Here is a 24,894-nt window from a genome sequence, read left to right as displayed (position 1 = left end):
GGCGCCCCGCGCCAGCGCCATCTCGGGTTCCTCGGGCGTGGTCACCGACAGCGAGGTCGCCGCCTCGAGCGCCGGCTTGATGTAGGGGATGTCGACGTCCGAGCCCACGAGGAACAGCCCGTCCGGGCGCGCCCGCATCGCTTCGGCGCCGGAGACCATCGCGGCCAGTTTCGCCAGCGCCTCCTCGTCGCTGCCGGGCAGCGGATGCCGGCGCACGTCGGCGACCGAGCCGTCGGCGGTGTCGACGACGGCCAGCGTCGCGGTTCTGGGCTCCACGTACAGCAGCGCGGTGCGCGCGCAATTGGTCGCGCTGCCCGCCGCCTGAGCGAGCGCCGCGGCGGCCATGACCGACGACACCAGCATGACGTTGTCGATCTTGCGTTCCGCCAACGTGTTTCGCAGCGCGGCGGCCTCGGACGGATGGGTCCAGGCCACTCCGCTCGATTTCAGCTGATAGCCGCCCTGGGCCGCGCTCTCGCGGGTGCCGAGAATCGCGGCGACCACGCGATCCGCCGCGCCGGCCGCGGTCGTTTGATCGGCGAGGGGGAAGCCGTCCTGATCGACGGTCACCCCACCGGCGGCTTCGCCTTCCACCAGCACCATGCGGACCGTCTCAGGCGCCATAGACACGCCAAGTACGACGTCCACCGCTCCTCCAAGTCGTCCAAATCGATTGCCGTGCGCGGGAACCCGCGTGGGGCTTCGTCACTCTCAGAATCGGCCGGATGTGTTCGCAGCGATCCCGGCCGCGCCCCACCCCAACTCGCCACCCTAGCGCGCGAAGTTGAGTGCCTCCGGCAGCCGCGCGAGTGACTTTCGTCGATCGAGGGCTACTTGTGCCCGCCGCCACCGCCGCCGCCGTGGCCACCGCCGAAGCCGCCACCGCCGCCACCGCCCAGGCCGCCGCCGCTGTGGCCGCCGCCGAAGCCGCCGAGCCCGCCACCGCCGCCCGGGGCGCCGAATCCGCCGCCACCGCCGATGGGTCCGCCGCCATGGCCGCCGCCAAAGAGGCCACCGGGGCCGGACGGCACACCGCCACCGGAACCCGGAGACGGGAGGTGGCCGCCGCCGAGGCCGCCCGGACCCGAACCCGGCGGGGTCACATGCCCACCACCGAGACCACCCTCACCCGGCGGGGTCACATGCCCACCACCCAGACCGCCCTCACCCGGCGGGGTCACATGCCCACCACCCAGACCGCCGGGGCCCGCACCGGGCGGCGGTTCATGCCCGCCGGTGGAGCCACCCGTGCCCGCGCCGGGCGTCGGGACATGCCCGCCGGTGGAGCCGCCCGGGCCCGAGCCGGGCGGCGGGATCTGCCCGCCGGTGGAGCCGCCGGGGTGTTCGGGGATCGGCGACGAGCCCTGCCCCGGGGGCACCTGGTGCGGCGGCGACTGCGGCACCGTGCCGCCGACTTGCGGCGGCTCGGGGACGTGCACCGGGGGTTGGGGCAGCACCGGCTGCGGAGGCGACACGCGCGGCGGCGGCACCTGGATGACCGGCGGGCTGACGACCGGGTTGGGCACCGCGACGTGGACCGGCGGCAGTATCACCGGCGCGATCGGCGGGACCACGACGGGCACCGGCACCACCGGAGCGGGGGCCGGGGCCGCGGGGATCGGAGGCGCGGCGGGCAGGGGCGCTGGCAGCGGCGCGGCCACCGGCGGCCCCATCGGGATGGGCGCCGCCATCGGCACCGGCGGGTTGATCCGCTGCGCCGGGGCCGACGCCTCAACCGGTGCGGGCACCGGCGGCTCCTGCGTCGGAACGATGAGGTGCTGGCCGGGAGTGGGCTGCAAGGCGACGGTGCCGGTGGTGCGGATGCCGATCGCCAGCGCGATCTCGAGCGCCAGCACCGCGCTGATGCCGGCGACCGCCAACCCGCTGCCGATCAGCAGCGCCGGCCTGCGCCGCGGTTGGCTCTCCTCGGGCATGAAGAGCTTTTCGATCACGACGGTCGGCGAGTCGGAGTCCTCATCGGGCACCGCGCTGTAGGCGAACTCGTCGTCGCCCGCGTCCGGCCCGAAGGGCACGTACAGGTATTCGGGCAGCGAGTGCTGGTCGACGGCACCGGTACCCGGGTCCTGGGCGTAAGCCAGCGCGGCGGTCGACGAAGCGAACAGCGGAGCGTTGGCCGACGCCAGGGCGGCGCCGCGGGCCAGCGCCGTCTCCGGCTCCTCGGGCATGCTCACCGTGAGCGAGGTTGCCGTCTGCAGGGCCGGCTGCAGGGGGGCGATGTCGACGCCCGAGCCCACCACCAACACGCCGTCCGGCGACGCTTCCAGCTTCTCCAGCCCCGCGATCATGCCGCGGAGTTGCGCGGCGGCCTGGTCGTAGGACTCGGCGTAGAGCGGTTGCTTGTAGACGTCGGGGATGGAGCCGTCGGAGGTCTCGACCACCGCCAGCGTCGCGGTGTCGGGCTCGACGAACATCACCGCGGTTCGCTCGTAACCCATTGCACCGCCGACGTTTTGGGCCAACGCCGTCGCGGCGAGAAAGGCCGACACCAGCATGACGTTCGCGATCCGGTGGGCGGCCAGCGCGTCGCGCAACGCCGCCGCCTCGAGCTGGTCGGTCCACGTCACACCGATGGACGACACCTCCAGCCCGGCGTCGGCCGCGCCCTCGCGAGTGCCCAGGATGGCGGCGAGCACCTGGTCGGGCGCGCTCGCGGTGGCCGCCTCGTCGGCGGCCGCGACGTCGAACACGTCCTCTTCCACCGTGGCACCGTCGGCGTATTCGCCTTCGAGGACGACCATTTGGATCGATGCCGGTGCCATCGACACCCCGAGCACGATATCCAAGACAAACCCCTCCAAAGGTATTGCGAGATGAACCACGGCCAGGCGGAGGAAAAAACCATGGCTAACTAAGTATCGCGCAGAACCGGGGCGGGGGACCCCCACAGAACCTATGTAGACCTTATGAAGTTCTGATAGGAGCGCGACGGTGTCGGTCCCCGCTGGCCCTGGTACTTCGAACCTACTTGGGAACTGCCGTAAGGATGTTCGGCCGGACTGGTCAACCGCAGGATGCAGAGTTGGCCGATCTTCATGCCCGGCCACAGCGTGATCGGCAGGTTCGCGACGTTGGACAGCTCCAGGGTGATGTGGCCGCTGAAGCCGGGGTCGATGAACCCGGCGGTCGAGTGCGTCAGCAGCCCCAGCCGGCCCAGCGACGACTTGCCCTCCAGCCGCCCCGCGAGGTCCTCGGGCAGGGTGAACAGTTCGAGCGTGGAGCCCAGCACGAACTCCCCCGGGTGCAGGACGAACGGCTCGCCGTCGACGGGTTCGACCAGCGTCGTGAGTTCGTCCTGCTGCTTGGCCGGGTCGATGTGGGTGTAGCGGGTGTTGTTGAACACCCGGAACATGCAGTCCAGGCGGACGTCGATGCTGGACGGCTGCACCAAGGCGTCGTCGTAGGGGTCGATGCCCAACCGGCCGGCGGTGATTTCGGCCCTGAGGTCGCGATCGGAGAGCAGCACGCGACGAGCCTAACCGCTGCTCATCGCGGAGCGGTCAGTCGGCGAGGTACATCTCCCCACCCTTGGGATATCCGCCGCCGGTGGTCGTGACGTGGACGTGGTCGTAGTGGCCGAGCCGGCTCGGTTGCGCCCCGCCCGGCGTGTAGTAGACACCGCGCCAGATCGCGTCCTGGATTCCGAAGCGACGCGCGTTCCTCATCACGTAGGCGACGATCTCGTCGCCCAGGGCGATGCCGTCGGCGCTCTGCGGGTTCGGGATCATCACGTCGAGCGCCAGGCCGAGGGGATGCCACGGCAGCGGATCCGGCCGCACCCCGCCGATCTCGTGGATCTGGGGAAACTTGGCACTGATGCTGCGGGAGACCTGGATCGTCCGCACCTGTAGGCCCTGCTCCGGGGCGAGTCCGGCGGGCAGGAACCGCGACCTGGTGTGATACCTCGATGCGGCGACGGGTTCAGCCGCGCCTTCCCCGCGCGACACGTCCGACGCGAGCACAATGGCCACCGGTTTTGCCGCGAAGATTTCCGGGCAGCACGGCGCACCGTCGCCGATAACGGGTACGGGCTCGTGCCGGGGGACGAATGGGGAGGCATCTGCGGCCACCGCGAAGAACGCCGCCGCGGGCGCCAGCACCGCTGCCAGGACAAGCGGGGACTTCCGCCGCTTCTTGGCTAACCTGTGCCGACCCACCCCAGGCACATTACGACAAGATCACGAAAGAATAAACACCGGTTCGGGAATTGTCGGCGGTTGCCATTCCTTGCCGGCGCGCATTTGCACACCGGGCCGGACGGGCGCTGGGCCGTTGGTGTTCGGCCGCACCACGCGCCCAACAGATCCGCTCTTCGATGCTAGTCTTCGATGCCGACACCGCCGATGTAGTTCAATGGCAGAACATCAGCTTCCCAAGCTGAATACGCGGGTTCGATTCCCGTCATCGGCTCCACATCAAGCGCCCGTAGCCGAGGCCCGCCCCCACCGCCGTCGGCGCACCCAAAGCAGTGCTACGAAGCCAACATTGCGCGCAGCATCGACAACATCTCGGAACGAGAGCCTGCGCCGAGCCGGCGGCGGATCCGCGCCACATGGTGTTCGACGGTCTTGGCCGAGATGAAGAGCTGACGGCCGATGTCGCGGTACGGCAAGCCCAGGAGGAGCAGCTCGGCGACTTCGCGTTCCCGCGCCGATAACGGCGACGCCGACGGCGGCTGGCGGGTCGTTTTCGGAGCGCCAGACCCGCCCTCGTCATCGGGTGTCTCCTCCACCGCGGCGACCAGCTTGAGATCACGGGCGAGCTGCAACATGTCGCCCGATACACGGGCATCCGGCGTCTGCAGCGCGGCTTGACCGGCAAGGCGGGTCGCATCCCAGGTCAACCCGAACTGGGCCAGGGAGCGCGCAGCCGTGGCCACCTCGTCGGCGTCGACCTGGTCGGCGAGTACCCGCAGCCAGGTACGACCAGCGCCTGCCAGCGCTTGGGCGAAGACGCTCTGGGAGGCCGCCGCGGTGAGGGCCCGCCCGTGCGGGGCCACGGATTCCGGTGAACCGGTCAAGATTCCGGCGTGCACCCCCGCCCAATGCAGCGGCACCGACCATAAGACCGGGTTGCCCAGCGAGTCCAACAATCCGAATGCCAGATCCAGGGTGTGGCGCAGCCGGGCGACCTGGCGCATCCTGGCCGCGGCGACCCACAATTCACCCAACGGCAGCAGGGTGAACAAGTCGATGGAGTATTCGGCGAGCACCTCCATCGCCGCATACCAATGCTTGTGCAGCGCCCCGGTGTCGCCGCTGCGACGCGCGATCGCGGTGCGTAGCGTCGCCGCCCATAGCGCGTCGCGCCGATGCAGGTCGGCTGCCGCGCCCAAGGAGGCGGCGTCGGCGTCGGCGCCGGCCGAGGCGAGCTGGCCGTCGCACATCTTCGTCCAGCCGAGCAGCAGCCGGTGCCGACGCTCGAAGAGCCCGTCACCGCCGGTGCGCACCGCGCGACCGATGATGCTGCGCGCCCGCACCGGATCGCCGCCGTGCAGCGCGGCCAGCGTGACCAAGGCGGCCGGGCTATCGGGGATGACTTCGCCCATCGATCCGCCCACGGCGATTGCCTGGCCAAGCTTCGCCACCGCGACCGGGTACGGCTCTTTCATACTCATCAGCAGGCCTTCGGCGAGGCCGCGGGCGGCGCGCGCGGCCGCCGTCGGTGGCCCCGCTCCCGGGACCCGCAGCGCCGCGTGCGCCGCCGTGAGGTCTCCCGTCGCGGCCAGTGTGATCGCGCCGGCGGCGCTGACCACCGCGTCCGGGTAGGGGCCCAGCCAGCCGAACAAGTCGGCCGCCTGCCCCGCATGGCCGTCGTGCGCGGCGACGCTGGCGGCCACCCGCACCGCAACGGCACGTTCGGCAACATCGGCCGAACTCAGCAGATCATCGGCTAAGGCCGCCGCCCCCGCGCAGTCTCCGGTCAAGGCCAGCGCGTCGGCCAGCCGGCACGACAGCCCTTCGGCGCCGGCGCCGACCGCCGCCTGGTACAGCCGGGCGGCCCGGCCGGACTCGCGGGCCTCGGTTGCCGCGCGGCGCAGGAAGCTCGCCAGATCGGCGTCTCGCAGTCCGTGTTCGGCGAGACGCAGCGCGAGGTCCGATGACAACGTGGACATGGCGAGCTGGGAACGCAAGAGTGCGATCTCGACTTGGTGGTGATGGGCGTTGCCGACGAGCTGGGCAACGGCGTCGTGCACCAACCGGATGAAGCCCGAGCTGTGCGACGGCTCGATCAGCCCGCTGGCGCGCGCCCGGTCGACAAGCAGCAGCCCTTCGGTCGTCGAGATGTCCAGTGCAGCAGTAACATCGGCGGTGCCCAAACCGGGGCTCAACGACGCGATGAGCAGTGCGTCCAACGCTGGTTCGTCGAGGCGGCGCAGCCGGTCGATCAACGCAAACTTGGCCGCCTGCAACGGGTCCTGCGCGGTCCCGGCCACCGCCCGCACCAAAAATGGCAGCCCCGCGGTGCTGTCCACGAAGTGGTCAGCGACCGGTAGCGGACCCAACGATAGGCGCGGCGACTCCCGTTCGAGGGCCGCGGTCAGCGTCCGCAGCGTGGTGTGCTGCTCGCACGGTTCGGCGGCCACCACGACCGTCGCCGCGGGGTCAGCCATGCGCTCAACGAGGGCCAGCAGCTCGGCGTCGGTCAACATTTGCGCGTCATCAATGACCATCGCCGCGTCGGGTCGCTCCCCGTCGCGCGGGGGACGAGTCAGCACCGTCACCCCGGCACCGCGGAGGGCATCTCGGACGGCGGCGAGGACGGTGGTCTTTCCGGTGCCGATCCCGCCGCTGACCAGAACCTTGACCGGGGTGTGCGCGCCGTCCGCCAGCGCGTTGATGATGCGACGCGCGTCGGTCGGGACCTCGATGGAGGCCGCAATGTCTGGACTGGCCACGTTGGGGGCTACTCGGGCGTGGTGCGGGCGGGCGATCGGTGGTCGATGATCGCCCTCGCGTCCGTGGCCGTGTCGAGCAGCTTCTCGGGTGGGCGGCGGACCGGGCGCGCCGAGCCAAGGGCGTCCGGCCGCCGGGCAAGCGACCCGACCGCCAATCCGAGCGAGTTGCCCATGGTGCACGTCCCTGCGTCGATGTGGGTCACTGGCGTCGGCGGCCGCTGCCCACCTTAGCGCTCCCCCGCCGCGCCGGTCATCATAATCCCCGTAGGCGCCGCGATCCCCTAATGGGGGTTCCCCTAACGCGGCGCCCGGGCAGGGTGGGCGCACACCGATCACGGCGGTGCTGTTGGCAGATAGCATTCCGGGAAACGGCTGGGTTTGGGCTGAGGGTAGGCGTTGATGGTGACGGAGCGCACGCTGGAGGCGTGTCATGGCAAATGCATTGCTTGACTTTGTGATGTCACTCGTGCGCGACCCGCAAGCCGCCGCGCAATACGCGGCAGATCCCGCGCAAGCGATCGCCGAGGCTCACCTGACGGGTGTCACCAGCGCCGATGTGAATCATCTGATCCCGATGGTGTCGGATTCGCTGTCGATGTCCACTCCGGGCGATACCGGCGGCGCCACGGAGCACGGCAACGTGTGGGCGAGCGGTGCGGCCACGGCCGCGTTCGACGCGTTTCCGGCGCACGTGCCGATCCAAAATCCGACGGGCGCCGCGGGGCACGGCCCGACCAGCCACGTCATCGATCACCCGCCCGCTGTCGGCGGCGAAGCGCCCGGGGCCGGGACAGATCCGCATCCAGCGCCGGTCGAGCTGCATGATCCATCGGCGACGATCGCTGCGCCCGACGAAATGCCTGATCAGCCAGTCCACGACGGCGGATTCGGGATGGACGGCCAGGGGGTATGGGATCACTCCGTCGCCGACAGCCACACCGTCGAGAATGATCATCACGGATTCGGGTTCGACCCACACTTCGGGTGATTTCGATTCGTTATCGACTTGGTCGACGACCGCAATTGTCGGCCGTTATGGTCCTGAAGTGGGGAAATGCTGTCGATGGGGGGTTATCCGACCAAGCTCCACCTTGTCCCTAACCACCCCCCTAATCCCCTAACGGCATGGGCTGAGTGATCCCGCCAAGGGCGCAGACGACTGGGGGATTCGGCCCCGTTACCGGCCTCAAGACAAGCGCCTAGCTTGAGTGTCGGAACGTCGGCGTAGCACCGGCAACGGCTCAAACGAGTCACAATCGAAAGGCACTGACGTGAGCTCTCTGATCGACTACATCCTTGACCTGTTCCGCAGCGAAGACGCGGCCAGGGCTTTCGCTGCCTCTCCGCAGCAGGCGCTGAATGACGCCGGGTTTGCTGACGTGTCCCCCGCCCAGGTCTCCTCGGTGGCGGCCAGCGCGGTGCCGGGGCTCGACCTAGGTGGCGGCGACCCCATCGTTGGTCTGCAGCAAGCGGTGGCCAGTCAGTTCGGTCTCGCGGCGGCCTCAAACGTTTCTGCGGCGGCTGGTGGTGAGGCAGCCGCCGGGCTTGGCGCCGACGTCGGTGCCGGCTTGGGTGGCGGCGCGGAGTTGTCCGATGCGGTGGGGCTGGGTGCTCAGGTCGGCTACGGCGTCGGTGGGGGTTTAGGCGGTGAAGCCGGCGGTGGCTTCGGTGTCGGTGGCGGCTTTGGCGGCGAGGCCGGTGGTGGCTTTGGTGTCGGTGGTGACGCCGGATGGCAAGGCGGCGTTGGCGGCCAAGCCGGCGGAGGTTTCGGCGGCGGATTTGCCGGCCACGCCGGCGGCGAAGTCGGCGGAGGTTTCGGCGGCGGATTTGCCGGCCACGCCGGCGGCGAAGTCGGCGGAGGTTTCGGTCTCGGTGGTGACGCCGGCGCTGGCCTAGGGCTCGGTGGCGAAGCGGGGGCGGGCATCGGTGGTGGCTTTGGTGGCGAGGCCGGTGGTGGCTTCGGTGTCGGTGGCGACGCCGGATGGCAAGGCGGCGTTGGCGGCCAAGCCGGCGGAGGCTTTGGTGTCGGTGGTGACACCGGATGGCAAGGCGGCGTTGGCGGCCAAGCCGGCGGAGGCTTTTGTGTCGGTGGCGACGCCGGATGGCAAGGCGGCGTTGGCGGCCAAGCCGGCGGTGGCCTAGGGCTCGGTGGCGAAGCGGGCGCGGGCATCGGTGGTGGCTTCGGCGGCCAAGCCGGCGGCGAAGCCGGCGGAGGTTTCGGCGCCGGTGGTGACGCCGGATGGCAAGGCGGCATTGGCGGCCAAACCGGCGGCAGCTTTGGTGTCGGTGCTGGCGTTGGCGGCCACGCCGGCGGCGAAGCCGGCGGAGGCTTCGGTGTCGGTGGTGACGCCGGCGCTGGCCTAGGGCTCGGTGGCGAAGCGGGCGCGGGCATCGGTGGTGGCTTCGGCGGCCAAGCCGGCGGTGGCTTCGGTGTCGGTGGCGACGCCGGATGGCAAGGCGGCATTGGCGGCCAAGCCGGCGGAGGTTTCGGTGTCGGTGGTGACACCGGATGGCAAGGCGGCATTGGCGGCCAAACCGGCGGCGGCTTTGGTGTCGGTGCTGGCGTCGGCGGCCAAGCCGGCGGCGAAGCCGGTGGAGGTTTCGGCGGTAACGCTGACGCTGGCCTCGGTGGCGGATTCGGTGCCGGCGGCCAAGCCGGTGGCGGGTCTGGTGCCGGTGGTGGCGCCGGATGGCAAGGCGGAGGCGACGGCCAGATCGCTGGCGGTAGTCGCGGCGACGCAGGTGGGCGTGCCGGCGGCGGCTTTGGCGGCCAGGCTGGAGGTCGCGGTCAGGTCGGAGCTGCTGGTCAGGCGAGCGCCGAGGGTGAGGCTGGCGGCGGCTTCGGCGGCCGCGTTGGCGGCGGCTTCGGTGGTCAGGCCGGCGGCCAGGCGGGCGGCGGCTTCGGCGGCCAGGCGGGCGGCGGCTACGGCGGCCAGGCGGGCGGCGGCTTCGGCGGTCAGGCCAGCGGCCAGGCGGGCGGCGGAGCTCAACTCGGCGGCGCGTCGGGTGGCGTCAGCGTGGGCGGTCAGGCCGGCGCCGCCGGGGGGGCGACCCTCGGCACCAGCGGTGGCGCATTCGGTTCGGGTGGCGGCTCCGCTGTTGGCGGTGTCAGCGGCGCTACCGCCGTGGGCGGTGCCGCCGGCGCTCAAGCGGCAGCCAGCTCGTTAGGCAATGCCGGCCTGGGCGCCCAAGCCAGCGCCGCCGGGAACGCGGCGCTCGCTGCTGACGCCAGCGGTCACGCCAGCTTCCTGGGCAACGAAAGCGCAGCGCTCGGCGGCGGCACCCAGTTGACCGGCGCCCAAGGCGGAATCGCCGCGGGCGGCCAAGGCGGCGCGCACGGCAGCATCCTCAACAGCGAGGGCGCCGCGCTGGGTGGCCACGCCAGCGCTCAGCCGACGGCTCCCTCCGCCGAAACCGGCATGGCAACTCAGGTCGGTGCCAGTGGCGGCGCAGCGGTTGGCGCCGGCGCTAACGCGCAGGGCAGCATTCTCAGCCACGAGGGCGCTACGTTGGGCAGCGGTACGACGGCCGGCGGTAGTACCAGCCACGTCTCCGCGGGCCAAAGCGGCGTCATACACGACAGCGGCTCTGCCGCCACTGCCGGTGGCCACGCGGCGGCCGCGGGCGGCGGCTCCTCTGTCATTCAGAGTCCCAGCACGCCCGCGCACGCGGATCCGAGCGCGGCGGCCGCCGGCCAAAGCGCGGCCTCGGTGAACGCACACTCGGCCCTACAAGGCACGTCGGCGGTCGCCGACCCGTCCGGCCACACGGCGTTCGATGCGTCGGGCCAGTCGGCCGCCGACGCCTCGAGTCACTCGGTGTTCGACCACAACAGCTACGACCCGGCGGCATCGCACACGCCGGTCCAAAGCGACCCGATGACACACCACCCGGTGGACCCGCACACCGGGTTCTGATCGGAGGCATCGCCGCGAACCGGCGGGGACCTTACGGGGTTCCCGCCGGTCGGTGGGCATACGGTGTTTCGGAATTCAACGCAGAAAGTAGGGCGGCCCGGTGACTCAGCCCGATGACCCGCGCCGGGTCAACGTGATCGTCGAACTGATCGATCACACCAGCACGATCGCCGACCTCAACGGCCGCGGCGACCTGCGCCAGCGGCTCGCGTGGGCCCGCGAACGCATCACCGACCCCCACATCCGGGTGGTGATCGCCGGCCAGCTCAAGCAGGGCAAAAGCCAGTTGCTCAACTCGCTGCTCAACATGCCCGTCGCGCGCGTCGGTGACGACGAGGCCACGGTGCTGATCACGGTCGTCGCCTACGGCGACCCGCCGTCGGCGCGGATCGTCCTGGCAGGCCCCAGCGGCGAACCAGAAACCGCTGACGTCCCGGTCGCCGAGCTGCAGACCGACCTGCGCCAGGCTCCGCAGGCCGCCGGCCGCGAGGTGCTGCGGGTGGAGGTCGGCGCGCCCAGCCCGATGCTGCAAGGGGGGCTCACCTTCATCGACACCCCCGGCGTGGGCGGTCACGGTCAGCCACACCTGTCGGCGACGCTGGGATTGTTACCTGATGCCGACGCGATCCTGATGGTCAGCGACACCAGCCAGGAATTGACCGAGCCGGAAATGCGATTCGTGCAGCAGGCCCATCAAATCTGTCCGGTCGGGGTGCTGCTGGCCACCAAGACCGATCTGTATCCGCATTGGCGCGAGATCGTCAACGCCAACATCGGACACCTGCAGCGCGCCCGGGTACCGATGCCGGTGCTTCCGGTGTCGTCGCTGTTGCGCAGCCACGCCATCACGCTCAACGACAAGGAACTCAACGACGAGTCGAACTTCCCGGCGATCGTGAAGTTCCTCAGTGAGGATGTGCTGACACGCCGCAACGACCAGCTTCGAGACCAGGTGCTGGATGAAATCCGCTCGGCGGCAGAGCATTTGACGCTTGCGGTGCGCTCTGAGCTGGCCGCCCTCAGCGACGCCGACGTCGGTGGGCGGCTCACCGAAGACCTGGAGCAACGCAAACGCGAGGCCGAGGACGCGCTGCAGCAGACGGCGTTGTGGCAACAGCTGCTCAACGACGGAATCACCGACCTGACCGGCGACGTGGACCACGATTTGCGGGCACGCTTCCGGGCCATCACCGAGCACGCCGAGCGGGTGATCGACTCGTGCGACCCCACCCGGCACTGGGCCGAGATCGGGGTGGACGTGGAGAACGCCGTCGCCACCGCCGTCGGCGACAATTTCGTCTGGGCCTACCAGCGCGCGAAAACCCTCGCCCAGGAAGTGGCCCGCGTCTTCGTCGAGGCGGGGCTGGGTGCTGTCGCCATGCCCGAGCTCAGCGCGCAAGCCATGGGCGCGGACTTCGGGCAACTCAAATCCCTGGCCCGGCTGGAGTCCAAACCCATGGGCAAAGGCCACAAGGTTGTGACGGGCATGCGCGGCTCCTACGGCGGCATGGTGATGGTCGGCATGCTGTCCTCGGTCGCCGGGCTGGGCCTGTTCAACCCGCTGTCGGTGGGCGCCGGGTTGGTGATGGGCCGGATGGCCTACAAGGAAGACAAGGAGAACCGGCTGCTGCGGGCCCGCAACGAGGCCAAGACCAACCTGCGGCGTTTCGTCGACGATGTGTCCTTCGTGGTCGGCAAGGAGTCGCGCGACCGGCTCAAGGCGATCCAACGTCAGCTGCGGGACCATTACCGCGACATCGCCAACCAGGCCACCCGCTCGCTCAACGAATCGCTACAGGCGACCATCGCCGCCGCGCGGTTGGAGGAGACCGAGCGCGACACCCGAATCCGCGAGTTGGAGCGGCAGTTGAACATCCTGACCCAGGTCACCGACAACGTCGACAAGCTCGCGCCCGAGGTGACACGGGTGTGAGCACCAGCGAGCAGGTCCGCGCCATCCTGGGCGGAACCATTCGCGCCTACCAGGCGGAACCGGTCTACCGCGACCGGCCCGACGTCTTCCACGAATTGCACCGCATCGCCGCGCGACTCAACGAACCGATGCGCATCGCACTGGCTGGCACCCTCAAGGCCGGCAAGTCCACTCTGGTCAACGCGCTGGTCGGGGAAACCGTCGCGCCCACGGACGCCACCGAGGCCACCCGGATCGTCACCTGGTTTCGGCACGGCCCCACACCGAAGGTCACCGCCAACCATCGTGGGGGGCGTCGTTCTGATGTGCCGATCATGCGCGACGGCGGACTCGGCTTCGACCTGAGCAGGCTGAACCCCGACGACGTGGTTGACCTCGACGTTCAATGGCCCGCCGACGAGCTGATCGCCACCACGATCATCGACACGCCGGGGACCTCGTCGCTGGCGCGTGACGTCTCCGCGCGCACGCTGCGGCTGCTGGTGCCCGAGGACGGGATGCCTCGCGTGGACGCGGTGGTGTTCTTGCTGCGCACCCTCAATGCCGCTGACATCGCGCTGCTCAAACAGATCGGGGACCTCGTCGGCGGGGCGGCCGGAGCGCTGGGCATCATCGGCGTGGCGTCGCGGGCCGACGAGATCGGCGCCGGGCGGCTCGACGCCATGCTCTCGGCCGAAGGCGTGGCCAAGAGGTTCACCCGCGAGTTGAGCCAGACGGGCGTCTGCCAGGCGGTGGTGCCGGTGTCGGGGCTGCTGGCGCTGACCGCCCGCACGTTGCGCCAGTCGGAGTTCGTCGCGCTGCAAAAACTCGCCGGGGTCGATGCCGCCGAGCTGCACAAGGCCATGCTCAGCGCGGACCGCTTCGCCCGTCCCGACAGCCCGTTGCCGGTGGACACCGGGACGCGTGGCCGGCTGCTCGAGCGGTTCGGCATGTTCGGCATCCGGATCTCGATCGCCGTGCTCAAGGCCGGTGTCACCGACGCGGCGGGGCTCGCCGATGAGCTGCTGGAACGCAGCGGGCTGGTCGCGTTGCGCAGCGTCATCGATCAGCAATTCGCGCAGCGCTCCGACATGCTCAAGGCACACACCGCGCTGGTGTCGTTGCGTCGGTTCGTGGAGGCGAACCCGATCCCGGGCACGCCGCGCATCCTCGCCGACATCGACCCGTTGCTCGCCGACACCCACGCCTTCGAGGAGCTGCGCCTGCTCAGCCAACTGCATTCGCGCTCGACGGCGTTCCACGACGAAGAGCTCGCGTCGCTGCGGCGCATCATCGGCGGTTCGGGAACCGACGCGCCCAGCCGGCTGGGGCTGGCCCCCGAGGCGCACCATGACGCGCCGCGCGCCGCGTTCGCCGCGGCCCAACGTTGGCGCCGCCGCGCCGAGCACCCGCTCAACGACCCGTTCACCACCAGGGCGTGCCGCGCGGCGGTGCGCAGCGCCGAAGCGATGGTGGCGGCTTTCGCCGCGCGCGGTTGACGTGTGAATCGGATGACAGCGCCGGCCTGCTATAGGTTGGCTGCCGATACATTGTCGTGGCCGCGCATACGCACGCCGGCGGACACCTGAATTGGACGATATGTCAACGGAAGCAAGACGGGCGCTGGGGCTGTCGGCCGGGACCGCCAACCTGGGAGCCATAACGGCCGATCGGGCACTGACACGCACGTCGGTGCTGACGCTGTACCAACATCGGCCGCCCGAGGTTGGCGTTCCCTCCGAGAACCCCCACCTCGATGAGCCCGGCTTGGTGGTCACCGACTTCGTCGACCGGGTGGGAGACCCGGTCGCGATCGTGGCCGCCGACGGCTCCACGCATCGCGGCGAGGCGTTGCTCGCGGACGCGTTGCGTGCCCTCGCCTACGCTGCGACCGCCGGGCACCCGCTGCCGGAGGCGACGGCCGTGGCCTATCCCGCACACTGGCGCCCCGCCGCGGTGGATGCGTTGCGCACGGCGCTGAGCCGGGTGCCCGAATGGTCGGGCGGTTCGGAATCCCTCTCGCTGATCTCGGATGCCCTAGGGGCGCTGACCGCCCTGCAGACCAACCCTGGTCTGCCCATCCGCGGGGTCGTCGCGGTGTGCGACTTCGGCGCCAGTGGAACCAGCATCACCCTTGTCGATGCCACCAACGGCTACCAGCCCATTGGTGCCACGGTGCGCCACACCGATTTCTCCGGGGAACTGATCGATCAAGCCCTGTTGGCCCACATCGTGGCGGATTTGTCGTCCGCGGGTTCCATCGACGTTTCGGCCACGTCGGCGATCGGATCGCTGACCCGACTGCGGGCCGAATGCCGGGCGGCCAAGCAGCGGCTTTCGGCCAGTACGGCGACCACGCTGCCCGCCGACCTGCCCGGCTTCCGCGGGGATATCCGGCTCACCAGAACCGAACTCAACGAAGCGATCAATCAGCCGCTGGACCAGTTCGTCCATGTCCTACAAGACACACTGGCGCGCAACGGAATCCGCGCGACCGACCTGGTTGCCATCGCCTCCGTGGGCGGTGGAGCGGCGATCCCGGAGATCACCACGAGGCTCTCCGAGCACTTTCGCGTACCGGTCACCACGCCACCGCGGCCGCAGCTGGCAGCCGCCACCGGTGCGGCGCTGCGGGCAGCACGGGGGCCGGCCGACAACAGCGAAACGAAATTGGCCGCCGCGACACGCGTGGCGGCGCCACCGCCGCTTGCGGAACCGACCCTGCAGGACGTGGTGCCGGTGTCCGCTGCCATGCCCGCACTGGCATGGTCGGAGGCCGGCGACGAATCGGGGCTGTTGCCCCTGGCTGCCGACGAATCCCAGAGCCGGGCCGACGCCCCAGCGCCATCCGCCGCGCCGCCGTTTCGGTTCGGCGACGAGACCGGTTACGCCCGGCCCGAGCTGCGGTTCGAGCAACAACCGATCCCCGACGAGGCTCGCCCCGCCGACACCGCCTGGTATCGGCGGCCATTGGTGCTGGTTCTCGGTGCGGCCACGGCGGTGCTGGCCCTCAGCGCGGTGATCGCGCTGGCTTTGAGCCACGGCTCCACCAGTACACCGGTCACGTCGACACCCGGCGTCACCACCACCCCGCAACCGTCACCGCCGCCTTCGGCGGTGCAGACAAACCCGGCCCCGGCGCAGCAGGCCCCCGTTCAGACCGGTACGGCGGCGCCTCCGCCGCCGACGGCGAGCACTCAGCCGGCGCCGACCACCACCGAACCGGCAGCGCCGACCACCACCCAACCTGCGCCGACGACCACCGAACCGCCGCCGACGAGCGCCCCGTCAACAGCCACGACGTCGCCGCCGGCACCGCCACCACCGTCGTCTGCGGACAATCCGCCGACCTCGGTTCAGGTACCGCCGATTCCGCGCATACCACGGATCCCTGGGATCCCGACCATCCCGCCGATCCCGTAGCTCGGGTCCCGCCCTCGGCGACACGCAGACCGTCGCTGGCAGCGAAAGCGCTGGGCGACAACATGTCTGTGCAATGCGGCGGCCAGTAGGTAGCCGAAGTGTTCTGCCGCTTCACGGTCTAGGATTAGTCCCCCGACCTCCGCCGCAAGACTCGAGGACATATGGCCCTGCTGTTGCTCATCCTCAAGGTCGCGGTGATCGCCTTCATCGTCGGCGGCGTTGTCGCGTTGATCGTCCGCGGCGTGCGGCGCTCACGGGCGAACAGGCTGACTCCGCACTGGCGGGGGCGTGGCATGCAGCCCGGTTACGAGGCATCCGTTTATGGCGCCATGCCGAGCACACCGCTTCCCGAGTGGGCGTACTGGGACGACGAGGACGACGAAGACCACGACAACGGCCGCGGGCCACACACCTGAAGCCCGGCGCCACCCGTCCTCGAGGCCACTTCGGCGAAGCCGCCATCCCGTGCGGCTGAAGCCCCAGCGCAGGGCCCCATTTCTCGAACTAAACCCCCCGTGGCCGAAACGTGACCGATGCTTGATCAAATGCTAACGCGCCCTTGCGCTTCCGCTGGTCAGCGGGGATTTACGATCCTCCTATTACAACGATGTCAGTTAAGAGGAATCGGAGCCATGCGGGCGGACGTTCGGTGTGTTCTTGCGGTGGTCGGAATCGCCGTGGGTGTGGTTGCGGGGCCTGCTGGCACCAGCGCGGCGGCGGCGAATCAGCCGCATGACTTCGCGATCGCGTCGGTCCTGCCGGCGCGGGGCGCGACGGTGGGCGTGGCGCACCCCGTCGTGGTGACGTTCGACGCGCCGGTCGCCAACCGGCATGCCGCCGAGCGCGCCATCGCGGTCACCTCCACGCCCGCGATGACGGGCAAGTTCGAATGGCTCGACAACAAAGTCGTGCAGTGGGTCCCCGCCCACTACTGGCCGGCGCACAGCACGGTGGCGCTCTCCGTGGAGGGACGGTCCACGGAATTCAAGACCGGACCCAAGGTCATCGGCGTCGCCAACATCACCGACCACACCTTCACAGTGAGCGTCGACGGAGTCGACGCGACCCCGCCGCCCACTCCCCATCACCGCCCCCACTTCGGCGAAGAAGGCGTGCTGCCCGCATCGATGGGTAGGCCGGAGTATCCGACACCGGTCGGCAATTACACCGTGTTGTCGAAAGAGCGGTCGGTGCTTATGGATTCGAGCAGCGTCGGCATTCCTGTCGACGATCCCAACGGTTATCTGCTCAACGTCGACTACGCCGTCCGGATCACCAATCGCGGCCTGTTTGTGCACTCCGCTCCGTGGGCCGTCCAGTCACTGGGGCTGGAGAACGTCAGCCACGGCTGCATCAGCCTCAGCCCCGAAGACGCCGAGTGGTACTACAACACGGTCAATGTCGGCGACCCGGTGATCGTCAAGCAAGACCTCTGGGAGCGGCCTCCGTCCTGAGGAGGCCCGGTCAGATCTGCGCATTCCAATCACGCTGAACGCGAGGGCTTTTCGCCTAGGCTAGCCTCGAATTGAGGCCGTATCCAAGCCACATAAGAAAGGACCCGCCGGTGGCCGCCAGCGGGTCCTTTCGGTTGGGAGGGATGGGCTTAGTGCGCGCCTGGGCCGGGCGCGACCGGCTGACCGGGCTGAGGTCCGCCCGTGGGCGCCGCACCCGTCGGCGCGTCCTTGACGCCGGACATATCGATGAGCGGGGCACCGGCGATCCCGTCGAGGGGCGCGCCGGCGGCCAGCGGCCCGCCGAGGGCAACCAGCGGAGCACCGGCGGGCACCACCGGGGCGATGGGCAGCGGAGCACCTAGCGGCAACGGCAGCGGGGCGCCCAGGGGCAACGGCACGGGAGCACCCACCGGCAAGGGCCCGGGAACCGCCAATGGGACACCGGCCATGTCGGTGAGCGGCGCGCTGGCGGCGCAGACCTCCGCGGTCGGCGCTCCGCCCGCGGCCGCCGCCCCGCCGGCGGCACCGGCGGCTCCCGGTCCGGCCAGCGGCGCGCCCGCCTCGCCGGCCTGCCCCTGTATGCAGGCGTAGCCGCCCGTCTTCAGGGGAGCGGCTGCTGCATCCGGACTCAACGCAAGTGCGGCTCCGCACAACCCAAGGGTGGCAACTACTTTCATGTTGAACCGATCGACGATCGCCATCAGCGTCGACTCTCCTTTATTCGCGCTCACATAACCATCTGGTGCAGCAGAACCGCGTAGCCGTCTTTCGGCGACCGAGCCAATTGTCGTCAGCCGCCACGAAACGCCGGACGCGCCGCACCGCGCCGTTTCCAAATGGTGACGTCACAAGGGCGTCACGAAGTCGGTTGCGGCCCTGCAGGTCTGCCGACGCCGACGGCGGCCGCCCGGGCGATTTTGCGCAGCTCATTCACAGGAAACTTTCGGGGAATCGATATGTCTTGGAGGTTCCATGGAGGTGAACAACAGACAACTAGATGGTGAACGAACGGGAGAAGGAGCCATGACAGCACACCGGCTCTGCGGCCGACTCAGGACCACCGCACTGGTCGGAGGCCCACTCTTCGTGGCCGGGGTGATGTGGGCCGGCCCGGCGCAGGCTGACGCCACCAGCTTCGTCAATGACCTGCACAAAGTGGGGATCCATGCGGTCACCGGCGGCGACGAAGCGCTGGTGCAGATGGGCTTGAACCTCTGCCAGCAACTGTCGTGGGGCGCTTCGCCCTCGCAGCTCGAGGGCCTCGCGGTGCAACGCTCGGACAGCAGGCAGGGCGCACGCGGCCTCACGCCCCAGCAGGCCGACGACGTCGTCGGCTTCGCCGTGCGCGATCTCTGCCCGGACGCATAACGGTCGGTCTTTGCCGACTATTCATCGTCGGGATTTCTCTTCCGCAACGTGCTCCACGGCACTTTCGTGTAAAAGTGCATCATCGGTGATCGGGCACGGGACGAAGGAGAGAATCGAATGGCAGCACAGCGGCCCTATGGCCGGTTCATGGGCGCGGCCCTCATAGGTGGCCCATTGCTGGCCGCGGGGATCGGCTGGGCCAGCCCGGCCAGGGCCGACCAGACTGCCTTTCTCAATGACCTGCACAACGCCGGCATCCACGCCGTCAACGGCGGCGACGAGGCGCTGCTGCAGATGGGCGCGGACCTGTGCCAGCAGCTTTCCTGGGGCGCCTCCCCGCAACAGCTGGAGGGCCTGGCGATCCAGCGCTCGGATGCCGACCAGGGCACCGGCGGGATCAACGGCCGGCAGGCCGCGGACGTCGTCATCTTCGCCATGCGGGATCTGTGCCCGAACGCCTAACGGCGAGGGACCCTAGTCGCAGGGGCGAAACACCGGCAGGACCCGGTACTTGGCGGTGAAGCTTGCCTTCTCGTATTCGTCACCGACCTCGCCGTCACACGCGATCACCGTCGGGCCGTCGACCGCGGCGAAGCTGAACTCCGGCACCTGCAGCTCGTGGTAGAGCGGGCTGCGCTCCAGCCGCCCGAGCGCGAGCGCGGCCAGGATCCTGGTGCGCGCCCACGGCCGGCCCGCCTCGAGCATGCGGACGTCGATCAGCCCGTCGTCCATGCGGGTCCGCCGCGCCGGGGCGAACCCGGTCGGCAGGTACAGCGAGTTCCCTAGGAAGAACAGCGACGTCAGCAGCGTCTTGTTGTCGTAGGAGATCCGCACGGGCTGGTCGTGGCGCAGCGTGTGCAGCATCGCGTACAGGCCGGCCAGCGGCTTGCCGATGCGTTTCTCGAGTTTTTCGCGCTGCTGCACGAAGGTCGGGTAGGCGCCGATGCTGGCGGTGTTGAGGACCATCTGACTTTCGTTGAGGCACACCAGGTCTACGCATGCGACGCTGCCGCGGCGGATCGCGTCGACGGTCTTGGCCACGGTGTCGCAGCCGATGTCCTTCGCGAAGTGGTTGAACGTGCCGGCGGGAAACACGGCCAGCGGCAGCCCGGTCTCGATGGCCACCCCCGCCGCGGCCGCCACGGTGCCGTCGCCGCCGCCCACCGCGAGCACCTCGGCGCGCGCGGCGGCGTCGCGCAAGACGTCCTCGGGATCGTCGTCGGGGCCCAGCTCCCGGATGTCCACCTTCGGCAGCGCTTCGCGCACCTCGTCGACGACGCGGGCCCCGGTGCCGCTGCCCGACTCGGGGTTGATCACCAGCACCACCCCGGCGCCGTCGGGCCGTTCGGGCGTCGCGACGCGAAGGGGCTCAGTCGTGGGCAGCGCGGTTGCGACGATCGGCGGGACGAGCCGACCGCCCAGGACCGCCAGGCCGGCCCCGATGCCGAACCCGGCGACGACGTCGCCCGGGTAGTGCGCGCCGGTCGCCACCCGCGACAGGCCGACCAGCCCGGCCAGCAGCGCCAGCCCGAAACCCAGCATCGGGTTCTCCAAACCCACCCCGACCGCGAACGCGGCCGCGCTGGCGGAGTGCCCCGACGGGAAGGAGTTCGACGTGGGGCGGCGGCGAACCTGCCTGACCAACGGCACCAATTCGTAGCCCGGGCGCGGGCGGCGGCGGATGCGTTTGGCGACCTGGTTGGTGACCAGGCTGGTGGCCGCGAGCGTCACGACGCCACGCGTCGCGCCGCGCTGGGCGCTCTGCTTCCCCGAGGCCATCAGCGCGGCGGCGATGGCCAACCACAGCTTGGAGTTGTCGGCCGCCCGGGTCAGCGTCGGCATCACCATGTCCAGCAGCGGGGTGTCGGTCTCGGCGATCGCTTCGAAGACCTCGCGGTCCAGGGTGCCCAGCCCCTGGGTGATCTGCTTGATGCCGCGCGCGCGTCGCCAGGGCCGCCTATTCATTCGCTACACCCTAAATTGGTTGGCGGACATGGACGCAGCGGGTTACTTCGAGGCATGGCGGGCCAACGCCGCACGGCGCGGCGTTGGCCCGGACGTCGTCGCGGAGGTCGCCCGGCGGCACGCCATCACCCCGGCGAGCTTCCGGGTTCTCGGGAGCATGGCTGAGATCACCGACCCGGACGGCAAATCCTTCTTCCTCCTGCCGCGGGGCACCAGCGGCGGCGACGCCCGCGCGGCGGTGGTATGCACCTACATCCTGAACGCGGGCACCGGCTACGGCGGCACGGGGACGCGGCGCACCGATTTCCCCCCGACGCCCTACAGCGCCGCCGAAGTCACGCGAATCATGCTGCGGCAGAAGGCAAACCGCTGGAGCTACGCCCGCGACGTGAGGTTCGTCGACCGCAACGGCGGGCGCCTGGTCGCAACGCCCAACGGCATCCTCATGGGCCTGGGCGGCAACTGGATCCAGCGGCAATTCTGCCGCCGCGGCGGCACCACCTGGGGTGACATCTTCATGGTCAACCTCGGCGGCCTCACCGACCCCGCGGTGTGGCTGCGCCGGATCGTCGAGTCCGGGCATGCCTGGTACCCCGGCGCCGACGGGAGGCCGGCGGAGAGCCCCCTTGACCTGGACCGGTTGCTGCACCACGAAGAGCGTCACTGCCGGCAGTGGGCTGCCAAGGGTTACGCGGGCATGCTCGCCGGTTACGGTCGCGAGCTGGTCCGTGAGTACGCCTTCGGCGCGATCAACCGGCTCGAGGAGGACGCCGGCCTTGCCGACGGCGGCTACAGGGCGTGAATGCCGTGGTAGAGCAGCATCGCACCGATCACCACCAGGACGGCCGCGAGCAGGGCGGCGTTGTTCCGGTCCATCCAGTCTTTGAGCCGCGCCAGGGTGTCGTCGAGGCGGCTACCGGCCGCCGCGTAGGCCAGGATCGGGATCGCGACGCTGGATGCCGCGATGGCGACGAAGAACGCGGCGGCCACCCAGTCGCCGACCAGGCCGAGCCCGGCGGTGCCGATGCCCAGTCCGGCGGGGACGCAGATGAGCAGCACGTCCGGCCGCACCACGGCCAGCACCGCCCCCATGATCCCCGCGCGGGCCGGGGTGATGGTGGCGAACGAACGCATCCAGGCCGGCGACTCGGCGTGGCCGCGCCGGTTCAGCCATTTGTAGATGCCGTACACGATCAACGCCGAACCCAGGACGACGCGCAGCCACGACGACCACCGCGGCGGCGACTTGTCCAGGCCGCCGAGCAGGTGGGAGGTCGCGACGGAGAGCGCCGTCAGGGCGGCCAGGCTCAGCGCCCAGCCGCCTAGAAACGCCAGGCCGCTCGGCCGTGGGCGCGGCGCCTGCAGCACCAGCACCGCCGGGATGACCGTGAGCGGGGAAAGCGAGACGACCAGCCCGAGCGGAACCAGCCCGGTCAGCACGGTGCCCCAGCTTCCTGCCATGGGCTGCAATCTACAGGGCGCGAATCCCGTTGTGGAGCACGAACAAACCGATCAGAACCAGGATGATCGCGAGCAGCGCCGCGTGATGATCCTCCATCCAGACCTTGAGCCGTTCCAGCGCGTCGTCGAGGCGGTCCCCGGCCCAGACGTAACCCAGGATCGGGACCGCGACGGTCGACGCGGCGACGACGAGATAGAACAGGCCGGCCAGCAACTGGCCGGCGACACCCAGGGTGCTGTTACCGATCGCCAGTCCGGCCGCGACGCAGACCAGGAGCACCTCGGGCCGCAGCGCCACCAGCACGGCGGCGGTCACCCCCGCGCGCGTGGGCGACAGCGTGGAGAACGACCGCATCCAGCGCGGCATGCTGCCCTGACGGTGCCGGGTCAGCCAGTGGTAGGCGCCCAGCGCGATCAGCGCCGACCCCAGCGCCACGCGCAGCCAGGACGCCCACGTCGGTGGCGCCTTGTGCAGGCCTTCGAGCAGTCCCGAGCCCCCGACGAACACCGCGGTCAGGGCGGCCAGGCCCAGCACCCACCCGGCGAGGAACGCCAGGCCGGTGGGCCGTGGACGGGGTGCGTGCAGGACCAGCACGGCCGGGATGATCGTGATGGGCGAGAGCGCGATGACCGCCGCCAGCGCGACGAGCTTGGTCAGCACCGAACCCCAACTTGTGTCCACGGGCAGCAATCATCCCATCTCATAACCGGTTTCGGCGCAGCGTCCAGGCGGGCACCCAGTGGGTCACGGTCTTGCGCTCGGAGCCGTAGGCCACCGGGTAGGTCACCAGCCCCCACCAATCGCCCTGTTCGCACAGGCCCCAACAACTGAGCAGACCCTCGACCACCTTGTGCAGTTGCAGACCGTTGGGCTGATAGCGGCCGGAGCGGTGCGGCTCGCGCGGGAACAGCACCGTCAGGTCCACCAGCACGGTGATCGGCGGGCGCACCACCCGAAACGGGCTGCGGACCGGTTGGCCGTTGTACCCGATGGACGCGAACTGCCCCATTGATCGATCATACGTTCGAATAGATGTCCGGTTCGGCGAGTTCTTCGTTTTCGAGCCGCGGCCCGGGCCCGTCGATATAGTCGGCTCAGCTACCAAGGGGAGGTCCACATGAAGTTGGCTTGCGCCGCCGGCCTATTGGCGCTGGCCGGGCTGCTCACCACCGGGGTGGGCGTCGCCGGTGCCGACGAGATCGAGGTCGAGGGCAACTACTCGAGCCAGGCCGGCTGTGAAGCGGACGCCCCGCACGTCGAGCTCATGCACAACGACAACCTGTACACCCATTGGGACTGCCGCCTGGGCTCCGACGGGTTCTGGCACGTCTGGCTGCTCAACTGAGCTTCGGCCAGCGGCGGGGCCGTCCTCCGCTTCTGGCACCATAGCGGCGTGCGGAACCCGCTTCGCCGTCCGCCGGCCGCGCTGGACCCGCTGCTCGTCGGGGTGCTCGCCGTCGCGGTGAGCCTGGGTGGCGCGTCGCGCCCGTCGTTCTGGTACGACGAGGCCGCCACCATCTCGGCGGCCTACAGCCGTTCCCTCGCCCAGTTGTGGCGGATGCTCGGCAATGTCGACGCCGTGCACGGCGCGTACTACCTGCTCATGCACGCCTGGTTTCAGGTTTTCCCGCCCACCGAGTTCTGGTCGCGCGCGCCGAGCGGGCTGGCCGTCGGCGGCGCCGCCGCCGGAATCGTGGTGTTGGGCAAGCAGTTTTCGTCGCGCACGGTCGCGCTGGCGGCCGGGGTTTTCTGCGCCATCCTGCCCCGGACGACCTGGGCAGGCATCGAGGCCCGCCCGTATGCGCTGTCGATGATGGCCGCCGTGTGGCTGACGGTGCTGCTGGTTCGCGCCGCGCGCCGCGACACCGGCTGGCTGTGGGCGGCCTACGGCGCTGCCCTCGCCGCGTCGATCGCGCTCGAGGTGTACCTCGCGTTGCTGGTGGCCGCCCACCTGGTCCTCGTCATCGTGTCCCGTTGCGCGCGAACGGTTTTGTTGCGGTTCGCGGCCGCGGCGGCCGTCGCGGTCGGCGCCATGACGCCGTTCCTGCTGACGGTTGCCGGGCAGGCGCACCAGATCAGCTGGATCGCGCCGATCGGTCGCCGGACCCTCGAAGACGTGGTGGTGCAACAGTATTTCGAGCGCAGCCCGCCGTTCGCCGTGCTGTCGGCGGTGGTGATCGCGGCGGCTATCGCGTTGTGGCTCAGCGGGTCCGCCACGGCCGGACCGTCACCGCCGCGGCGCAGACCCCCAGGATCAGCGCCATTCCCGGCGCCGTGAACGTCATATAGCGCGGGGTGTAGATGGGATGCACCAACGCCGAGTAGGCCAGGATGACCGCGGTCGGTAGGGCCAGCCACGCGGTCGCCAGAGCCAGCGCTTGCTCGTCGGCCCGCGCGAGGGTGGCGGACCCGCTGAGCCACAACGCGATAGCCGCCGCGATCACCACCGCCGACAGCACGGCGAACGGCGGGCTGCG

General features: G+C 70.1%; 25 protein-coding genes, 1 tRNA gene and 4 pseudogenes. 16 read left to right on the top strand and 14 right to left on the bottom strand.

Annotation, left to right across the window (positions count from 1 at the left end):
- From A5692_RS17755 to A5692_RS17740, 4 genes and pseudogenes are all read right to left on the bottom strand, one after another.
- Positions 1–648: pseudogene (locus A5692_RS17755) on the bottom strand (hypothetical protein); the annotation flags it as partial.
- A gap of 182 nt (positions 649–830) precedes the next feature.
- A complete protein-coding gene (locus tag A5692_RS17750; protein WP_231984359.1) occupies positions 831–2,780 on the bottom strand; it encodes a hypothetical protein in 1,950 nt (649 codons plus the stop codon).
- 131 nt (positions 2,781–2,911) lie between these two features.
- Positions 2,912–3,484 carry a dCTP deaminase gene (gene dcd / locus A5692_RS17745; protein WP_067749071.1) on the bottom strand — a complete coding sequence of 191 codons (573 nt, stop codon included), beginning with the start codon at positions 3,482–3,484 and terminating at the stop codon, positions 2,912–2,914.
- Positions 3,485–3,518: 34 nt separating this feature from the next.
- Positions 3,519–4,175 (bottom strand): hypothetical protein, encoded by a 657-nt coding sequence (locus A5692_RS17740; RefSeq protein ID WP_068058168.1) that lies wholly within the window; start codon positions 4,173–4,175, stop codon positions 3,519–3,521.
- A gap of 182 nt (positions 4,176–4,357) precedes the next feature.
- Between A5692_RS17740 and A5692_RS17735 the strand changes: the two genes are divergently transcribed.
- Positions 4,358–4,431: transfer RNA gene (locus tag A5692_RS17735), tRNA-Gly, on the top strand.
- 58 nt (positions 4,432–4,489) lie between these two features.
- Here the strand turns inward: A5692_RS17735 and iniR are convergent.
- Together iniR and A5692_RS29940 are read right to left on the bottom strand one after the other, a co-directional pair.
- Positions 4,490–6,916 (bottom strand): isoniazid response ATPase/transcriptional regulator IniR, encoded by a 2,427-nt coding sequence (gene iniR / locus A5692_RS17730; protein ID WP_068058166.1) that lies wholly within the window; start codon positions 6,914–6,916, stop codon positions 4,490–4,492.
- Between the two features lie 8 nt (positions 6,917–6,924).
- Positions 6,925–7,089 carry a hypothetical protein gene (locus A5692_RS29940; protein WP_231984357.1) on the bottom strand — a complete coding sequence of 55 codons (165 nt, stop codon included), beginning with the start codon at positions 7,087–7,089 and terminating at the stop codon, positions 6,925–6,927.
- A gap of 257 nt (positions 7,090–7,346) precedes the next feature.
- Between A5692_RS29940 and A5692_RS17725 the strand changes: the two genes are divergently transcribed.
- Together A5692_RS17725 and A5692_RS29935 are read left to right on the top strand one after the other, a co-directional pair.
- Entirely contained in the window at positions 7,347–7,904 is a 558-nt protein-coding gene (locus A5692_RS17725; protein ID WP_068058163.1) for an IniB N-terminal domain-containing protein, read from the top strand.
- A gap of 220 nt (positions 7,905–8,124) precedes the next feature.
- A pseudogene (locus tag A5692_RS29935) lies at positions 8,125–8,328 on the top strand (IniB N-terminal domain-containing protein); the annotation flags it as partial.
- Positions 8,329–8,556: 228 nt separating this feature from the next.
- Here the strand turns inward: A5692_RS29935 and A5692_RS29930 are convergent.
- A complete protein-coding gene (locus A5692_RS29930; RefSeq protein WP_156766141.1) occupies positions 8,557–8,754 on the bottom strand; it encodes a hypothetical protein in 198 nt (65 codons plus the stop codon).
- A gap of 64 nt (positions 8,755–8,818) precedes the next feature.
- Between A5692_RS29930 and A5692_RS29925 the strand changes: the two genes are divergently transcribed.
- Positions 8,819–9,058 carry a hypothetical protein gene (locus A5692_RS29925; protein ID WP_156766140.1) on the top strand — a complete coding sequence of 80 codons (240 nt, stop codon included), beginning with the start codon at positions 8,819–8,821 and terminating at the stop codon, positions 9,056–9,058.
- Positions 9,059–9,064: 6 nt separating this feature from the next.
- Positions 9,065–9,280: a hypothetical protein gene (locus A5692_RS29920; RefSeq protein WP_156766139.1), complete on the top strand. Its 216-nt coding sequence runs from the start codon at positions 9,065–9,067 to the stop codon at positions 9,278–9,280.
- On the opposite strand, the gene A5692_RS29915 is transcribed toward A5692_RS29920, so the two are convergent.
- Entirely contained in the window at positions 9,277–10,065 is a 789-nt protein-coding gene (locus A5692_RS29915; RefSeq protein ID WP_156766138.1) for a hypothetical protein, read from the bottom strand. The two genes, A5692_RS29920 and A5692_RS29915, sit on opposite strands and share 4 nt — an antisense overlap.
- Between A5692_RS29915 and A5692_RS29910 the strand changes: the two genes are divergently transcribed.
- The 6 genes from A5692_RS29910 (at position 10,042) to A5692_RS17695 (ending at position 17,622) form a co-directional block, all read left to right on the top strand.
- Positions 10,042–10,833 (top strand): hypothetical protein, encoded by a 792-nt coding sequence (locus A5692_RS29910; RefSeq protein WP_156766137.1) that lies wholly within the window; start codon positions 10,042–10,044, stop codon positions 10,831–10,833. The two genes, A5692_RS29915 and A5692_RS29910, sit on opposite strands and share 24 nt — an antisense overlap.
- Positions 10,834–10,933: 100 nt before the next feature.
- The gene (locus tag A5692_RS17715; protein WP_068058159.1) at positions 10,934–12,766 is read left to right on the top strand and encodes a dynamin-like GTPase family protein; all 1,833 of its coding nucleotides are present in this window, start codon (positions 10,934–10,936) and stop codon (positions 12,764–12,766) included.
- A complete protein-coding gene (locus tag A5692_RS17710; protein ID WP_068058157.1) occupies positions 12,763–14,244 on the top strand; it encodes a dynamin-like GTPase family protein in 1,482 nt (493 codons plus the stop codon). The genes A5692_RS17715 and A5692_RS17710 overlap by 4 nt, the downstream gene beginning before the upstream one ends.
- A 100-nt stretch (positions 14,245–14,344) precedes the next feature.
- Positions 14,345–16,168 carry an Hsp70 family protein gene (locus A5692_RS17705; RefSeq protein WP_068058155.1) on the top strand — a complete coding sequence of 608 codons (1,824 nt, stop codon included), beginning with the start codon at positions 14,345–14,347 and terminating at the stop codon, positions 16,166–16,168.
- A gap of 161 nt (positions 16,169–16,329) precedes the next feature.
- Positions 16,330–16,584, top strand: coding sequence for a hypothetical protein (locus A5692_RS17700; protein ID WP_068058153.1), 255 nt, complete (start codon positions 16,330–16,332; stop codon positions 16,582–16,584).
- Between the two features lie 216 nt (positions 16,585–16,800).
- Positions 16,801–17,622: a L,D-transpeptidase gene (locus A5692_RS17695; RefSeq protein ID WP_068058151.1), complete on the top strand. Its 822-nt coding sequence runs from the start codon at positions 16,801–16,803 to the stop codon at positions 17,620–17,622.
- A 149-nt stretch (positions 17,623–17,771) separates the two neighbouring features.
- Here A5692_RS17695 and A5692_RS17690 read toward each other — a convergent pair whose 3' ends face one another.
- Positions 17,772–18,323, bottom strand: a complete 552-nt coding sequence (locus A5692_RS17690) for a hypothetical protein (RefSeq protein ID WP_068058149.1) — start codon at positions 18,321–18,323, stop codon at positions 17,772–17,774.
- Between the two features lie 322 nt (positions 18,324–18,645).
- On the opposite strand from A5692_RS17690, the gene A5692_RS17685 reads away from it, so the two are divergent.
- Positions 18,646–18,990 (top strand): DUF732 domain-containing protein, encoded by a 345-nt coding sequence (locus tag A5692_RS17685; RefSeq protein WP_068058147.1) that lies wholly within the window; start codon positions 18,646–18,648, stop codon positions 18,988–18,990.
- Positions 18,991–19,137: 147 nt separating this feature from the next.
- Entirely contained in the window at positions 19,138–19,452 is a 315-nt protein-coding gene (locus tag A5692_RS17680) for a DUF732 domain-containing protein (protein ID WP_197514498.1), read from the top strand.
- A 12-nt stretch (positions 19,453–19,464) separates the two neighbouring features.
- On the opposite strand, the gene A5692_RS17675 is transcribed toward A5692_RS17680, so the two are convergent.
- Complete coding sequence (locus A5692_RS17675) at positions 19,465–20,955, bottom strand: bifunctional phosphatase PAP2/diacylglycerol kinase family protein (protein WP_068058143.1); 1,491 nt, start codon at positions 20,953–20,955, stop codon at positions 19,465–19,467.
- Between the two features lie 28 nt (positions 20,956–20,983).
- Here A5692_RS17675 and A5692_RS17670 point away from each other — a divergent pair, with 28 nt between their 5' ends.
- Entirely contained in the window at positions 20,984–21,757 is a 774-nt protein-coding gene (locus A5692_RS17670; RefSeq protein ID WP_068058141.1) for a hypothetical protein, read from the top strand.
- Here A5692_RS17670 and A5692_RS17665 read toward each other — a convergent pair.
- Genes A5692_RS17665 through A5692_RS17655 form a run of 3 tightly spaced genes read right to left on the bottom strand, consistent with a single transcriptional unit; the run spans position 21,745 to position 23,426 of the window.
- Positions 21,745–22,416, bottom strand: coding sequence for a GAP family protein (locus tag A5692_RS17665; protein ID WP_067924309.1), 672 nt, complete (start codon positions 22,414–22,416; stop codon positions 21,745–21,747). The genes A5692_RS17670 and A5692_RS17665 overlap by 13 nt on opposite strands.
- Before the next feature lie 10 nt (positions 22,417–22,426).
- Positions 22,427–23,077: a GAP family protein gene (locus A5692_RS17660; protein ID WP_068058139.1), complete on the bottom strand. Its 651-nt coding sequence runs from the start codon at positions 23,075–23,077 to the stop codon at positions 22,427–22,429.
- Positions 23,078–23,117: 40 nt separating this feature from the next.
- On the bottom strand, positions 23,118–23,426 hold the full coding sequence (locus A5692_RS17655) for a hypothetical protein (protein WP_067924303.1): 309 nt from the start codon (positions 23,424–23,426) through the stop codon (positions 23,118–23,120).
- Positions 23,427–23,534: 108 nt separating this feature from the next.
- On the opposite strand from A5692_RS17655, the gene A5692_RS17650 reads away from it, so the two are divergent.
- On the top strand, positions 23,535–23,762 hold the full coding sequence (locus A5692_RS17650; protein WP_067924304.1) for a hypothetical protein: 228 nt from the start codon (positions 23,535–23,537) through the stop codon (positions 23,760–23,762).
- Positions 23,763–23,810: 48 nt separating this feature from the next.
- Positions 23,811–24,647, top strand: a pseudogene (locus tag A5692_RS17645) (glycosyltransferase family 39 protein); the annotation flags it as partial.
- Here A5692_RS17645 and A5692_RS29520 read toward each other — a convergent pair.
- Positions 24,619–24,894: pseudogene (locus A5692_RS29520) on the bottom strand (hypothetical protein); the annotation flags it as partial. The pseudogenes A5692_RS17645 and A5692_RS29520 sit on opposite strands and share 29 nt — an antisense overlap.

Source organism: Mycobacterium sp. E342, assembly GCF_001667665.1.
In the GTDB taxonomy this organism is placed as follows: domain Bacteria; phylum Actinomycetota; class Actinomycetes; order Mycobacteriales; family Mycobacteriaceae; genus Mycobacterium.
The sequence above is the reverse complement of the archived record's forward strand: the minus strand, read 5'-3'. Positions and strand labels throughout refer to the sequence as shown.

Coding starts and splice junctions, on each gene's coding strand:
- A5692_RS17655 (WP_067924303.1), bottom strand. CDS start 23,426: ATGGGGCAGTTCGCGTCCATCGGGTACAACGGCCAACCGGTCCGCAGC.
- A5692_RS29940 (WP_231984357.1), bottom strand. CDS start 7,089: ATGGGCAACTCGCTCGGATTGGCGGTCGGGTCGCTTGCCCGGCGGCCG.
- A5692_RS17750 (WP_231984359.1), bottom strand. CDS start 2,780: ATGGCACCGGCATCGATCCAAATGGTCGTCCTCGAAGGCGAATACGCC.
- A5692_RS17665 (WP_067924309.1), bottom strand. CDS start 22,416: ATGGCAGGAAGCTGGGGCACCGTGCTGACCGGGCTGGTTCCGCTCGGG.
- A5692_RS17700 (WP_068058153.1), top strand. CDS start 16,330: ATGGCCCTGCTGTTGCTCATCCTCAAGGTCGCGGTGATCGCCTTCATC.
- A5692_RS17670 (WP_068058141.1), top strand. CDS start 20,984: ATGGACGCAGCGGGTTACTTCGAGGCATGGCGGGCCAACGCCGCACGG.
- A5692_RS17725 (WP_068058163.1), top strand. CDS start 7,347: ATGGCAAATGCATTGCTTGACTTTGTGATGTCACTCGTGCGCGACCCG.
- A5692_RS17680 (WP_197514498.1), top strand. CDS start 19,138: ATGGGCGCGGCCCTCATAGGTGGCCCATTGCTGGCCGCGGGGATCGGC.
- A5692_RS17685 (WP_068058147.1), top strand. CDS start 18,646: ATGACAGCACACCGGCTCTGCGGCCGACTCAGGACCACCGCACTGGTC.
- A5692_RS17690 (WP_068058149.1), bottom strand. CDS start 18,323: ATGGCGATCGTCGATCGGTTCAACATGAAAGTAGTTGCCACCCTTGGG.
- A5692_RS17650 (WP_067924304.1), top strand. CDS start 23,535: ATGAAGTTGGCTTGCGCCGCCGGCCTATTGGCGCTGGCCGGGCTGCTC.
- A5692_RS17705 (WP_068058155.1), top strand. CDS start 14,345: ATGTCAACGGAAGCAAGACGGGCGCTGGGGCTGTCGGCCGGGACCGCC.
- A5692_RS17675 (WP_068058143.1), bottom strand. CDS start 20,955: ATGAATAGGCGGCCCTGGCGACGCGCGCGCGGCATCAAGCAGATCACC.
- A5692_RS17695 (WP_068058151.1), top strand. CDS start 16,801: ATGCGGGCGGACGTTCGGTGTGTTCTTGCGGTGGTCGGAATCGCCGTG.